The sequence below is a fragment of the Stappia sp. G46H5W genome, assembly GCF_058448995.1.
The window spans coordinates 463,468-474,994 of sequence record NZ_JBZFLL010000005.1 but is presented as its reverse complement, the minus strand read 5'-3'; the positions used below and the strand labels follow the sequence as shown (position 1 = coordinate 474,994).

The following is an 11,527-nucleotide window of genomic DNA, read 5'->3' as shown; positions in this document are numbered from 1 at the left end:
GGAGCGTGTCCGCGTGCGGGTTGGCGCCCGTATAGCGAATTTCCGCGCGCGGGGCCAGCGGTTAGCAGCGCCATTCCTCTCGTCAATATGGGGGAGTCCCGGCGCGCCGGACGCCCCGGGCAGCGACGCATTGCCGCTTGATCGCCGCCGGCCTGCATGCCATGCCTCGTCCTGCCGGACGGACGCGCCGTCCGGGCGCGAAAAACCGCCGCTGCCGGCCATCCCTTGGTCGGCGCCTGCAGCAGATCCGGGGCCGATGCGTCTTCTTGCCGAACAGCTTGCCTGCGACCGCGGAGGCCGCAGGGTCTTCGCCGGCCTGTCGCTCGCGATCTCCAGCGGCGAGGCCATGGTCGTCACCGGACCGAACGGCGTCGGCAAGTCCAGCCTGCTGCGCGTCCTGGCCGGCCTGGTGCCGCCGAGCGAGGGCGCGATCCGCGTCGAGGGCGGCGAGGCGGAGGCCGAGCCTTTCGAGCACTGCCACTATGCCGGCCATCTCGACGCGGTGAAGCCGGCCCTGTCCGTCATCGAGAACCTTGCCTTCTGGCGCGATTTCCTTGCCGGCCTGCCCGCCCTCGGCGGGCTCCGACCGCGCAGCGCGCACGAGGCGCTGGACCTGCTCGGCATCGGCCATGCGGCAGAGCTTCCCGCCGCCTACCTGTCCGCCGGCCAGCGGCGCCGGCTGGCGCTCGCCCGGCTTCTCGCCATTCCCCGCCCCGTCTGGCTGCTCGACGAGCCGACCGCCGCGCTCGATGCCGCCTCCGAGGAGCTGCTCTGCGAGCTGATGCGCGATCACGTCGCCGCCGGCGGCATCGTCATCGCCGCGACCCACCAGCCGCTCGGCCTCGACGGGCTGCTGAAGCTGCATCTCGAGGCGCCCGATCCGCTCGAGACGGAGATGCCGGCATGAGCAGGACAGACGACCGTCCGCGCGGCTGGGCCGCGGCCCTGTTTTCCCGCGAGCTGCGGCTGTCGCTGCGCTCGGGCGGCGGTGCGCTGATCGGCGTGCTGTTCTTCCTGGCCGTGGTCACGGTCATCCCCTTCGGCGTCGGCCCTGATCTCAACCTGCTCGCCCGCATCGGCCCGGCCGTGCTGTGGATCGGCGCCCTGCTCGCCACCCTGCTCGGCCTCGACCGCCTGTTCCAGGCCGACCGCGACGACGGCTCGCTCGACCTCGTGCTGATGGCGGGGCGTCCGCTGGAGGTCGTCGTGCTCATCAAGTGCCTTGCCCACTGGGTCGGCACCTGCCTGCCGCTGGTGGCCGCGGCCCCGCTGCTGGCAATCTTCCTCAATCTGGAGCCGCTGGCCATCGGCGCGGTGACGCTGACGCTGGCCGTCGGCACGCCGGCGCTCACGCTGATCGGCGCGGTCGGCGCGGCACTCACCGTCAGCCTGCGCCGCGGCGGGCTGCTGCTGGCCGTCCTCGTGGTGCCGTTCTCGATTCCCGTGCTCATTTTCGGGGTCAGCGCGGCCGGCGCCGCCGTCACCGAGCCCGCCCCGTTCCTGGCGCCGTTTCTCTATCTGTGCGCGGTGACGCTGATCACCGCCGTGATCGGCCCCTTTGCCGCTGCGGCAGGACTGCGCTTCTCGGCCGACTGACGGGAACGTGAACGTGTCGCATTCTCCCTGATTGAAAGCGGGCGCCGGCGACATTAGAAAAGGTCCATGGGATTGATGGACCTTGCCAACCCGACGCGCTTCATGTCGTTCTCCGGCCGGCTTCTGCCGTGGCTGGGGGCCGCTTGCGCGCTCGCCTTCGCCGCCGGGCTCTACCTGACCTTCTTCGTCGCGCCCGACGACTACCAGCAGGGTGCCACGGTCAAGATCATGTTCCTGCATGTGCCCGCCGCGTGGCTGGCCATGATGTGCTACTCGATCATGGCGATCTCATCGCTCGGAACCCTGGTGTGGAAGCATCCGCTCGCCGACGTCTCGGCGCGCGCCGCCGCCCCCATCGGGGCCGCCTTCACCTTCCTGTCGCTGGTCACCGGCTCGCTCTGGGGCAAGCCGATGTGGGGCACGTACTGGGTCTGGGACGCGCGGCTGACCTCGGTCCTCGTGCTCTTCGTCATGTATCTGGGGCTGATCGCCCTGTGGCGGACGATGGAAGACCCGATCCGCGCCGGCAAGGCAGCCGCCGTCCTCACGCTGGTGGGCGCGGTCAACCTGCCGATCATCAAGTTCTCCGTCGACTGGTGGAACACGCTGCACCAGCCGGCCAGCGTGATGCGCCTCGACGGCCCGACCATCCATCCGACGATCCTCTGGCCGCTGCTCACCATGGCGCTCGCCTTCACCCTGCTGTTCCTCGTCATGCACCTGATGGCGATGCGCAACGAGATCCTGCGCCGCCGCCTGCGCACGCTGCAGCTGGGCGCAGCCAGCACCCGCGTCGCCGCCGCACGACCACAGGCCGCCGAATGACCGAGCTTCTCGACCTTGGCCCCCACGCGGGCTTCATCCTGACCTGCTACGCGATCACTGCGGCGACCATCGTCGGCCTGTTCGTCTGGCTCGCGGCCGACCGCGCCAGCCTGACCGCCTCGCTGGCAAAGCTCGAGGCGGACGGCGTGCGCCGCCGCTCGGCCGCCTCTTCGTCCGGAGAGCGCTGATGAGCACCGAGACCGGGACCGCCCCTGGATCCGGCGGACGGCCGGACGGCACCGCCCCGCGCCGCATCCCGCTTCTGGCCCTGCTGCCGCTTGTCGTCTTCGGCCTGCTCGCCGTGCTCTTCCTGGTTCAGCTGGTCAGCGGCAAGGACACGTCCAAGGTTCCCTCCGCGCTGATCGACAAGCCGGCGCCGGAATTCTCGCTGCCGCCGGTTCCCGGGCTGATCGACCGCGGCACGCCCGTTCCCGGCGTGTCCCGCGCCGATCTTCTCGGCAAGGTCAGCGTCGTCAACATCTTCGCCTCCTGGTGCGTTCCCTGCCGCCAGGAACACCCGCTGCTGGAAGAGCTCGCCCGCTCCGGCAAGGCGCAGATGATCGGCATCAACTACAAGGACAAGGCGGAGAACGCCCGCCGTTTCCTCGGCACGCTCGGCAATCCTTACGCGCTTGTCGGCGCCGACGAGAACGGCCGCGCGGCCATCGAGTGGGGCGTCTACGGTGTGCCCGAGACCTTCATCGTCGATGCCACCGGCACCATCCGCTTCAAGTTTATCGGCCCGCTGTCGCCGGAAAGCTACCGCGACGTCTTTCTCCCGCAGCTGGAAAAGGTGCTGGCGAGCACCGGCGAGTGACCCGCACACCGCCGTTCCCGATTGCGTGATTTCAAGCCCTCGTGAGTGGCCTTCGCCCGCGGCGCGACCTAATGTCGGGCCACTCAGGTCGCGGCGTCCGTCGCGGCGCCACATCACAGGAATGGTCAGATCCCCCGATGCGGGCACCGGCACATCTCATTCTGTCCGTCTTTCTGTCGCTGGCCGCGGCGCTCCCTGCCGCACAGGCGGGCGAGCAGCGCGCCGTCGTCGAGCTGTTCACCAGTCAGGGCTGCTCCTCCTGTCCGCCGGCCGACAAGCTGATGGGCGATCTCGCCCGCCGGGGCGATCTCGTCACCCTCACCTATCCCGTCGACTACTGGGACTATCTCGGCTGGCGCGACACGCTCGCCTCGCCGGACTACAGCGCCCGACAGCGCGCCTATGCCGAAGCGCGCGGGGACCGCGCGGTCTACACGCCGCAGATCATCGTCAACGGCAACGGCCATGTGGTCGGCAGCGACCGCGGCGCGATCCAGGCCGAGCTGGACAAGCAGAAGCCGCTGCCGGTCACCGTCGACCTGGAGATGGCGGGCGATCTGCTGAAGGTGCGTGTCGACGGCACGCTTCCCGCCTCTGCGAAGATGGCGACCATCTACTTCGTCTTCGTCTCCCGCCCGATCGAGGTGGAAATCGAACGCGGCGAGAACAGCGGCCGCAACATCGTCTACCACCATGTGGTGCGCGGCATCCGCGCCGTCGGCATGTGGGAGGGCGGCCCGGCCACCTACCGCCTGCCGGCCAGCGAAATGCGCAAGATGAAGGCCGGCCACTGCGCCGTTCTGGTGCAGGTCGAGCCGGGCGGCCGGCCGGGCATGATCCTCGGCGCGGCCATGCAGTGAAAGCTACCGACGGGTTTGTCTTGAGGGCAAAAAAGGGTTAGGGCTTTGCCCGCAACCGGGGTCCCGGTGTCCCGGATCACTTGCGAGGCTGCCCTCCCATGACCCTTCGACTGCGAGTCGCGCTCGCCAGCATCTTCGTCGGCATCGCCGTCCTCGCGCTGAAATACCTGGCCTATCGGTGGACCGGGTCGGTCGCACTGTATTCCGACGCACTGGAATCGATCGTCAACGTCGCCTCCGCGATCGCGGCGTTCCTCGCCGTGTGGTTCGCGGCCAAGCCCGCCGACAGCAATCACCCCTACGGCCACCACAAGGCCGAATACATGGCCGCGGTCCTGGTCGGCGTGCTCATCGTGCTGGCGGCCCTGTCCATCGGTCACGAGGCCTGGACGAACTATCTCGATCCGCAGCCGGTCGACTTCACGCCGGAGGGCCTGGGGGTCAACGCGCTCGCCACCGTGCTCAACGGCATCTGGGCCACCGTCCTGGTGCGCATCGGCCGCGGCCACCGCTCCATGGCGCTGGTCGCCGACGGCAAGCATCTCTACACCGACGTCTTCTCCTCGCTCGGCGTGCTGGCCGGCGTCATCCTGGTCATGCTGACCGGCATCCGGGAGCTCGATTCGCTGCTGGCCGGTCTCGTCGCGCTCAACATCCTGTGGTCGGGCTGGGGCTTGATGAAGGAATCGCTCGGCGGGCTGATGGACGAGGCGGTCGCCCCGGCGCTGCAGGACCGCATCCGCGACGTCATCTCCACCTCGGCGGACGGCGCCATCGAGGCCCATGACCTGCGCACCCGCTCGGCCGGCCATGTCGTCTTCGTGGATTTCCATCTGGTCGTGCCGGCCGACATGACGGTCGAGCGCGCCCACGATATCTGCGACCGCATCGAGGCGGCGATCTCCAAGGAGGTGCCGGGCGCACGCACCACGATCCATGTCGAACCCGAGCACAAGGCCAAGCATACCGGCATCGTGGTGATCTGAAGATTCTCGCTCCGGCACGGCGGCCGGATCAGCCCGCGCGCTCCGAGATCGCCCGGTCGAGGGCGGAGAACAGCGCCGCCGGCAGCACCGGCTTTTCCAGCAGCAGATCGAAACCGGCGAGGTCCTCGCGCTCGCGCGCCGAAAGGGTCGCGGCGGTGATGCCCAGCACCGGCAGCTGGCCCCTGCCCGAGCCTTCCTTCGCGCGGATTTCCGCCAGCGTCTCGATCCCGTCCATACCGGGCATGTTGATGTCCAGCAGCACCGCGTCGACCGGCTCGCGCTCCAGCAGCTCCAGCGCCTCGCGCCCGCCGCTCGCCAGCAGCGTGTCGCAGCCGAAGGCGCCCAGCATCGCCTCCATCATCTTGCGGTTCGCCTCGTTGTCGTCGACGACCAGCAACCGCCGGCGCACCAGGCAGCGGATGTTCGGCGCCTCGCGCCAGTTGCGGGCGCCGCCGCTCGCCGCCCGCGCACGCGCGCCCTCGAAGGGACGCAGCGGCAGGCGCAGCGAAAACCGGCTTCCCGCCGGCGAGCTTTCGGCCAGTTCCAGCCGTCCGCCCTGCGCGACCGCCAGCCGGCTGGCGCTCCACAGTCCGAGCCCGCTGCCGCTCGCCGTGTCGCGGGCAAGCTCCCCGCGCCGCCTGGCGCGAAACAGCAGCGGCCGCTCCTCGTCCGGGATGCCGATGCCGGTATCGGCAAGGCTCAGCTCCAGCGTGCAGGCGCCCCCCTCGTCCCCATCGCCGGAGACGCGGGCGGTGAGCGCCAGCCCGCCCTCGGCAGTGTATTTCAGCGCATTGTCGTAGAGCACGGACAGGATGCGGCGCAGCGCCAGCGGGTCGGCCACCCGGTAGCCGGACAGCGCGGCGGCGATGTCGCGCCGCTCGGCAAGGCCGCGCACCCGCGCCTCGGCCGAGAACAACTCGCACACGGACAGGATATCGGTGGCCGCGTCGCAGGCGTCCCCGCTGTCCGGCGCCTCGCCGGCGAGCCCCTGGGTCGTCATCGACAGCAGGGCATCTATCGCCATTTCCAGGGTCCGGAGCGCCGAGGCCTGTCGCTGGGTGGTCGGATCTGCGCCGATCATCTCGGCCGCCGTGCGCATCGCCGCCAGCGGCGTGCGCAGGTCGTGCAGCAGCACCGCCACCCGGTCGACGGAAGCAGCCTCCTTGTCGCCGGCATCGGATGCCGGCCCGGTTGCCGACCCGCCTGTAAGCGCCTCGCCCTGCGGTGCGACCGTTCCGACCATGATGCCGAATCTCCTCGCGTCCCCTTGTCTGCCATGGTGCCCGACCTGCCGGGCAAATCAAGCAGACATGACGGACATGCTTGACTGCGACTTGTCGGCGCATCCCGGGCATGCGAAAGAGCGATCATGGTCGACCAGATCCTCTCCATTGTTCTTCCCGTCTTCGCGCTGATCGGTATCGGCTACGCCGCCGCCCGTTTTGGCGTCCTCGATGCGAAGGTCGGCGACGCTCTCGGCCAGTTCATCTACGTGATCGCCATTCCCGTGCTGATCTTCCGCACGCTGGCGACCAGCTCGCTCGGCGGCGTCTCCCCCTGGGGGTTCTGGATCTCCTATTTCACCGGTGTCGCCGTCGTCTGGACCCTCGGCACGGTGATCGTCCGCCACATATTCGGGCGCGAGGCGCGCGCCGGGGTGATCGCCGGCATCAGCGCCGGCTTTGCCAACACGGTTCTCGTCGGCATTCCCCTGATCACCGCGATCTACGGCGAGGAGGGGCTGGTGCCGCTCTTCGTGCTGATTTCGATCCACCTGCCGGTGCTGACCATCGTCTGCGCCGTCCTGATGGAGCGGGCCGCCGTGATCGACGGCACCCAGGAGGCCAAGCCCCTGGGCGAGCTGCTGCTCGGCATCGCCCGCAACCTCGCCACCAACCCGATCGTCATCGGCATCGTCGCCGGCGGCATCTGGCGCGTGACCGGCCTGCCGATCGAAGGCGTCCTCGCCGACGTGCTTTCGCGCATCGCCGGATCGGCGATCCCGGTTGCCCTGTTCTCGCTCGGCATGAGCATCGTCGCCTACGGCATCCGCGGCAATGTCGGTCCCGGCCTGCTGCTCAGCGTGCTGAAGATCGGCGTCATGCCGGCGGTGGTCTATCTGATGGCGGCGCATGTGGTGCACCTGCCGCCCCTGTGGGTCTCGGTGGCGACCCTCACCGCCGCCTGCCCGACCGGCATCAACGCCTTCCTCTTCGCCAACCGCTACGGCACCGGCCACGCCATGTCGGCGAACTCGATCACCATGACGACCGGTCTTGCCGTCGTCTCCACCGTGCTGTGGATGGCGTTCCTCGGGCTTTGAAGCTGCACTCCCGTCAGGCGCCGCCCGGCGCCAGCCCGACCAGCCGCCGGATCGTGTCGGGCGTTGCTCCCTTGGCCCGCAGCTCGGCCAGCGCAGTATCGCCTTGCGACTTCGACAGCTTGCGACCGTCCTCGCCCAGCACCAGCCGGTGGTGGCGATAGAGCGGCTCGGGCAGGCCGAGCAGCACCTGCAGCAGCCGGTGCACCGCCGTTGCCTCATAGAGGTCGCGCCCGCGCACCACATGGGTGATGCCCTGCAGCGCATCGTCGACCACAACGGACAGGTGATAGCTCGTCGGCGTGTCCTTGCGCGCCAGCACCACATCGCCCCAGCGCGCGGGATCGGCGGCAATGCACTCCGGCGCCTGCCGCCCCTCGTCGTCGGGCAGCTCCTGCCAGGACAGCGGAGCGGCGAGAAGCGCCTTGCAGCGGGCAAGCGCCGCCGCCATGTCGAGCCGCAGCGCGAACGGCGCCCCTTGCGCCTCGCGCGCCGCGATCTCCTCAGGCCCCAGCACCGCCTCGTCGCCGGGATAGAGCGGCGCCCCGTCCGGGTCGCACGGCCAGGGCGCGCCGCGCGTCTCTGCCAGCTGCGCCACCGCGCGCGCGATCTCGCCGCGGGTCAGGAATGCCTTGCGCACCAGCCCCATGGCGGACAGGCGGTCGAGAGCCGCCGCATACTCGGGAAAATGCTCGGATTGCCGGCGCACCGGCTGCTCCCAGTCGAGCCCCAGCCAGGCCAGATCCTCCAGCACCCCGGCCTCGAGCTCCGGCGTGCAGCGGGTCCGGTCGATGTCCTCGATGCGGATCAGCAGCCGCCCGCCGAGCGCCTTCGCCATGCCCGCGTTGAGCAGCGCGGACAGGGCATGACCCAGATGCAGGCGGCCGTTCGGCGAGGGGGCGAAGCGGAGGACAGGTCGGCTCATGACGTGATCTTGTTGGCGATCCCCGCCGCCGCGTCAATCTTCCAGCGAAGGCGAAAGACCGGCCCGCCTCAGCGCTCCTGGTCGTCCATGTCGCTGCAGGTCTTCAGCGTGATGCCGTCGGGCAGCCTGGTCGTCGCATCGCCGCAGGCTCCGACCATACGCGCCCCATCGAGGCCGCTGGCCCCCGAAAGGTCGGCCCCCACCAGCCGCGTGCGGCGCATCAACGCCCCGTCGAGCCGGGCGCCCGACAGGTTCGCGCCGGTCAGGTCGGCACTGGAGAAATGCGCGCCGGACAGGTCCGCATCGCTGAAGTCGGCCCCGACCGCGCTCACCCGGTCGAAATCGGCATTGGGCAGCCGCGCGCCGACGAATTTCGCCGACATCAGGTTGGCGCGCTCCAGGTTGACGCCCTCCATCTTCGCCTTGCTGAAATCGGCGCCCGAGGCCACCACACGGATGAGCAGCGCCTGGCGCAGGTCCGCGCCCTGAAGTCCGGCGCCCACCAGGTTGGTTTCGATCATGTCGGCATTGCGCAGGTCCGCCCCTGCAAGGCTGGCCTCGGTCAGCACGGCCTTTTCCAGATCGACGCCGCGCATCGACCCCTTCGACAGGTCCGCGCCGGTCAGGTCCGTGCGCTCCAACTCGGTGCGGCGCAGGTCCGCCCCCTTCAGGTTGGCCCCGACGAGCGAGGCCTCCTTGAGGTCGGTTTCGCGCAGGTTCGCGCCTTCCAGCCTCGCCTTTTCCAGCTTGAGCCCGCGCAGCTCGGCCAGCCGCAGGTCGCAGCCGGCGCATTCGCCGCTGCGCTTCAGGCGCTCCACATCGCTTTCGGCAAGCGCCGGTCCCGTCCCCGCTAGAAGAGCGAGCACGACCAAGGCCGCAGCGCGGACCCGTTCCGGCCGCCCATGCGCAAAACTGGCAGCGAATATCGTCATCTCGAACCTCTCCCGTCGGCCCGGCGCCTCTTCCCTTGCTGAACAGTTAGGGCGCGGGAGCGGGCAATTTAAGGGCGCGGCGGCGCAACAGGCCGAGAATTCGCCTCCCCGCCCGAACGGACCTTGCGGCATTGTGGAAAAACGCTGTTAATACCCTGTGGAAAATGCGGATGCGCAGCAAGGAGGAGCTGCGATACGCCCCGGCAAACGACGGCCGGACGAACACGGGGGGAGACATGAACCATCCTGGTCACGCACCGGCTTTCCGCCGCCTGCGGCAGCTGCTGGCGGCATTGTCCTGCGCGCTCGTGCTGCTCGTTGCAGCCGGCGTGGAGAGCCCGGCACACGCGGCCGGCCTCATCGCCCGCATCGATCTGTCCGACCAGCGCATGCGCGTCTACAGGAACGGCCGGCAGATCCACGACTGGCCGGTTTCCACCGCCCGGCGGGGCTACCGGACGCCCGTCGGCACGTTCCGGCCCGGGCGCATGCATAAGCGCTACTTCTCGCGCAAGTATCACGGCTCGCCGATGCCCCATTCGGTGTTCTTTCTCGGCGGCTATGCCATCCACGGCACCAACGACATCCGCAATCTCGGCCGTCCCGCCTCGCATGGCTGCGTGCGGCTGCATCCAGACAATGCCCGCCGCCTGTTCTCCCTGATCCGCGATGGCGGCAAACAGAATGCGCGAATCGTCATCACCCGGTAACCTTTACCGGCGATGGCCGGCCCGGCCGGTTGCGCAAGCGACTGGAAATGGGGAATAATCACCGGACGTAGCAGCCGAGGGGTGCGCCTTGCGCAGCTTTCGGCAGTCGTCATCCGGTCTATGCAGCACTTGCAGGCCGGATGGGATGCTGGCGGGACGAAGGAAGACAGCGGGGTCGCATTTGCCGCCTTCCCTCGTCCGCCAATCGCTGACGACGCACAACCTGACTATCAGCGTGCCAATGATGGAGCAAAACCCTTGCCAAATCGTTGGCACGCTGATTTTCACAGATGTGGTGCGCACCCCTTCCAAAACCGCAAGATGCTGAGGCCGTTAACCGGTCTCTAACCGCCCCTGCGACGCAATCTGCAAGGCGAAGCGCGAAAGCCGGTTAAGGTGCGTTAACGAAGCCCTCGAAACCGCCTGCCGGGCAGCGAATCGCATGCCGGAAAACGAATCACTTCGCCGGTGATGGTCACAGGAACTCGGCGCGCAGGTCGACGCTCGAGCGCTTGCCGACGGCCTCGTAATTCTCCTCGGCCCAGTCCTGCGCCGCCGCGCGGCCGATGTCGCGCAGATGGGTGAGGAAGCGCCATTCGGCATTGACCTTGGAGGAGGCCTGCAGCGGGTTCAGCTCGGTTGCCGAGATCCGGTGCATGTGGACCTTCTGATAGTGCCCGGCCTCCAGCTTGCCGTCCTCGATCAGCCGGGTGACGAACTCGATGGCACGCATTTCGCGCAAGAGCGTCGAGTTGAAGGTGATCTCGTTGAGCCGGTTCAGGATCTCGCGCGCCGTGCGCGGCGTCTCCTTGCGCTCCACCGGGTTGATCTGCACCAGCACCGTGTCGCTGCTTCCGGTCGTGCCGAACAGCGGGAACAGCGGCGGATTGCCCATGTAGCCGCCGTCCCAATAGGGCACGCCGTCGATCTCCACCGCCTGGAACACATGCGGCAGGCAGGCCGAGGCCATCACCGCATCGAGCGTGATCTCCCCGTCGGAAAACACCTTGATCTTGCCCGACTGCACGTTGGTGGCGCTGATGAAGATCTTCAGCCGGTCGCAGGCGCGCACCGCCTCGAAATCGACCGTGGCCTCCACCACGTCGCGCAGCGGGTTGATGTTGAGCGGATTGAACTCGTAAGGCGAGGCGAAGCGCGAGGCGATGTCGAAGGCCAGATAGCTCGGCGACATGTCGAGGCTCCACTGCCCCATGATGATGTCGATGGGCGAGCGCCGCAGCGGGCTCAGCCAGGCCTGATCGCTGACCGCCTTCCAGAACCTCTCCAGCGCCTCGCGCGCCCCGTCCTCGCCGCCCTTGTGGAAGCCGTCGGCCAGCACCACCGCGTTCATCGCCCCGGCCGAGGTGCCGCTGATGCCCTCGACGGTGAAGCGGCGGCTCTCCAGCATCCAGTCGAGCACGCCCCAGGTGAAGGCGCCATGCGCCCCCCCGCCCTGCAGGGCAAGGTTGATCGGCTTGGGAGCTTTGCTCATGGCGCGCCTCGGGCTGTCGTGGGGTGTGAGAAGGACGGCACCGCCCGGCACACGGGCCGGGCGA

Annotated in this window: 13 protein-coding genes; 9 read left to right on the top strand and 4 right to left on the bottom strand. The window is 68.9% G+C overall.

Annotated elements, in window-relative coordinates; translation table 11 throughout:
• Positions 1-256 precede the first annotated feature (256 nt).
• The 7 genes from ccmA to ACVJ6E_RS17820 all read left to right on the top strand — a co-directional run bounded on the left by ccmA (position 257) and on the right by ACVJ6E_RS17820 (position 5,084).
• The gene (ccmA, locus tag ACVJ6E_RS17850) at positions 257-907 is read left to right on the top strand and encodes a heme ABC exporter ATP-binding protein CcmA (RefSeq protein WP_120270119.1); all 651 of its coding nucleotides are present in this window, start codon (positions 257-259) and stop codon (positions 905-907) included.
• Positions 904-1,596: a heme exporter protein CcmB gene (gene ccmB, locus ACVJ6E_RS17845; RefSeq protein WP_120270118.1), complete on the top strand. Its 693-nt coding sequence runs from the start codon at positions 904-906 to the stop codon at positions 1,594-1,596. Before ccmA ends, ccmB begins: the two co-directional genes overlap by 4 nt.
• A 66-nt stretch (positions 1,597-1,662) precedes the next feature.
• The gene (locus ACVJ6E_RS17840) at positions 1,663-2,421 is read left to right on the top strand and encodes a heme ABC transporter permease (protein WP_120270117.1); all 759 of its coding nucleotides are present in this window, start codon (positions 1,663-1,665) and stop codon (positions 2,419-2,421) included.
• Complete coding sequence (gene ccmD / locus ACVJ6E_RS17835; protein ID WP_120270116.1) at positions 2,418-2,609, top strand: heme exporter protein CcmD; 192 nt, start codon at positions 2,418-2,420, stop codon at positions 2,607-2,609. Before ACVJ6E_RS17840 ends, ccmD begins: the two co-directional genes overlap by 4 nt.
• Positions 2,609-3,238, top strand: a complete 630-nt coding sequence (locus ACVJ6E_RS17830) for a DsbE family thiol:disulfide interchange protein (protein ID WP_120270115.1) — start codon at positions 2,609-2,611, stop codon at positions 3,236-3,238. The genes ccmD and ACVJ6E_RS17830 overlap by 1 nt, the downstream gene beginning before the upstream one ends.
• Positions 3,239-3,375: 137 nt before the next feature.
• On the top strand, positions 3,376-4,098 hold the full coding sequence (locus tag ACVJ6E_RS17825; RefSeq protein WP_120270114.1) for a DUF1223 domain-containing protein: 723 nt from the start codon (positions 3,376-3,378) through the stop codon (positions 4,096-4,098).
• A 98-nt stretch (positions 4,099-4,196) separates the two neighbouring features.
• On the top strand, positions 4,197-5,084 hold the full coding sequence (locus ACVJ6E_RS17820) for a cation diffusion facilitator family transporter (RefSeq protein WP_120270113.1): 888 nt from the start codon (positions 4,197-4,199) through the stop codon (positions 5,082-5,084).
• 28 nt (positions 5,085-5,112) lie between these two features.
• On the opposite strand, the gene ACVJ6E_RS17815 is transcribed toward ACVJ6E_RS17820, so the two are convergent.
• Positions 5,113-6,327, bottom strand: a complete 1,215-nt coding sequence (locus ACVJ6E_RS17815; protein ID WP_120270112.1) for a response regulator — start codon at positions 6,325-6,327, stop codon at positions 5,113-5,115.
• Positions 6,328-6,453: 126 nt separating this feature from the next.
• On the opposite strand from ACVJ6E_RS17815, the gene ACVJ6E_RS17810 reads away from it, so the two are divergent.
• Positions 6,454-7,407, top strand: coding sequence for an AEC family transporter (locus ACVJ6E_RS17810; RefSeq protein ID WP_120270111.1), 954 nt, complete (start codon positions 6,454-6,456; stop codon positions 7,405-7,407).
• Positions 7,408-7,420: 13 nt separating this feature from the next.
• Here ACVJ6E_RS17810 and gluQRS read toward each other — a convergent pair whose 3' ends face one another.
• Together gluQRS and ACVJ6E_RS17800 are read right to left on the bottom strand one after the other, a co-directional pair.
• Entirely contained in the window at positions 7,421-8,329 is a 909-nt protein-coding gene (gene gluQRS, locus ACVJ6E_RS17805) for a tRNA glutamyl-Q(34) synthetase GluQRS (RefSeq protein ID WP_120270110.1), read from the bottom strand.
• A 68-nt stretch (positions 8,330-8,397) separates the two neighbouring features.
• Positions 8,398-9,261 carry a pentapeptide repeat-containing protein gene (locus tag ACVJ6E_RS17800; protein WP_120270109.1) on the bottom strand — a complete coding sequence of 288 codons (864 nt, stop codon included), beginning with the start codon at positions 9,259-9,261 and terminating at the stop codon, positions 8,398-8,400.
• A 236-nt stretch (positions 9,262-9,497) separates the two neighbouring features.
• Between ACVJ6E_RS17800 and ACVJ6E_RS17795 the strand changes: the two genes are divergently transcribed.
• Entirely contained in the window at positions 9,498-9,971 is a 474-nt protein-coding gene (locus tag ACVJ6E_RS17795) for a L,D-transpeptidase (RefSeq protein ID WP_120270231.1), read from the top strand.
• Between the two features lie 475 nt (positions 9,972-10,446).
• Here ACVJ6E_RS17795 and ACVJ6E_RS17790 read toward each other — a convergent pair whose 3' ends face one another.
• Entirely contained in the window at positions 10,447-11,463 is a 1,017-nt protein-coding gene (locus ACVJ6E_RS17790) for a patatin-like phospholipase family protein (protein ID WP_120270108.1), read from the bottom strand.
• Positions 11,464-11,527: the final 64 nt, after the last annotated feature.

Excerpts from the sequence above, each read along its gene's own strand:
- ccmB (WP_120270118.1), top strand. The coding sequence starts at position 904 with ATGAGCAGGACAGACGACCGTCCGCGCGGCTGGGCCGCGGCCCTGTTT.
- gluQRS (WP_120270110.1), bottom strand. The coding sequence starts at position 8,329 with ATGAGCCGACCTGTCCTCCGCTTCGCCCCCTCGCCGAACGGCCGCCTG.
- ACVJ6E_RS17815 (WP_120270112.1), bottom strand. The coding sequence starts at position 6,327 with ATGGTCGGAACGGTCGCACCGCAGGGCGAGGCGCTTACAGGCGGGTCG.
- ACVJ6E_RS17790 (WP_120270108.1), bottom strand. The coding sequence starts at position 11,463 with ATGAGCAAAGCTCCCAAGCCGATCAACCTTGCCCTGCAGGGCGGGGGG.
- ACVJ6E_RS17830 (WP_120270115.1), top strand. The coding sequence starts at position 2,609 with ATGAGCACCGAGACCGGGACCGCCCCTGGATCCGGCGGACGGCCGGAC.
- ACVJ6E_RS17840 (WP_120270117.1), top strand. The coding sequence starts at position 1,663 with ATGGGATTGATGGACCTTGCCAACCCGACGCGCTTCATGTCGTTCTCC.
- ACVJ6E_RS17825 (WP_120270114.1), top strand. The coding sequence starts at position 3,376 with ATGCGGGCACCGGCACATCTCATTCTGTCCGTCTTTCTGTCGCTGGCC.
- ACVJ6E_RS17795 (WP_120270231.1), top strand. The coding sequence starts at position 9,498 with ATGAACCATCCTGGTCACGCACCGGCTTTCCGCCGCCTGCGGCAGCTG.
- ccmD (WP_120270116.1), top strand. The coding sequence starts at position 2,418 with ATGACCGAGCTTCTCGACCTTGGCCCCCACGCGGGCTTCATCCTGACC.
- ccmA (WP_120270119.1), top strand. The coding sequence starts at position 257 with ATGCGTCTTCTTGCCGAACAGCTTGCCTGCGACCGCGGAGGCCGCAGG.
- ACVJ6E_RS17810 (WP_120270111.1), top strand. The coding sequence starts at position 6,454 with ATGGTCGACCAGATCCTCTCCATTGTTCTTCCCGTCTTCGCGCTGATC.
- ACVJ6E_RS17800 (WP_120270109.1), bottom strand. The coding sequence starts at position 9,261 with ATGACGATATTCGCTGCCAGTTTTGCGCATGGGCGGCCGGAACGGGTC.
- ACVJ6E_RS17820 (WP_120270113.1), top strand. The coding sequence starts at position 4,197 with ATGACCCTTCGACTGCGAGTCGCGCTCGCCAGCATCTTCGTCGGCATC.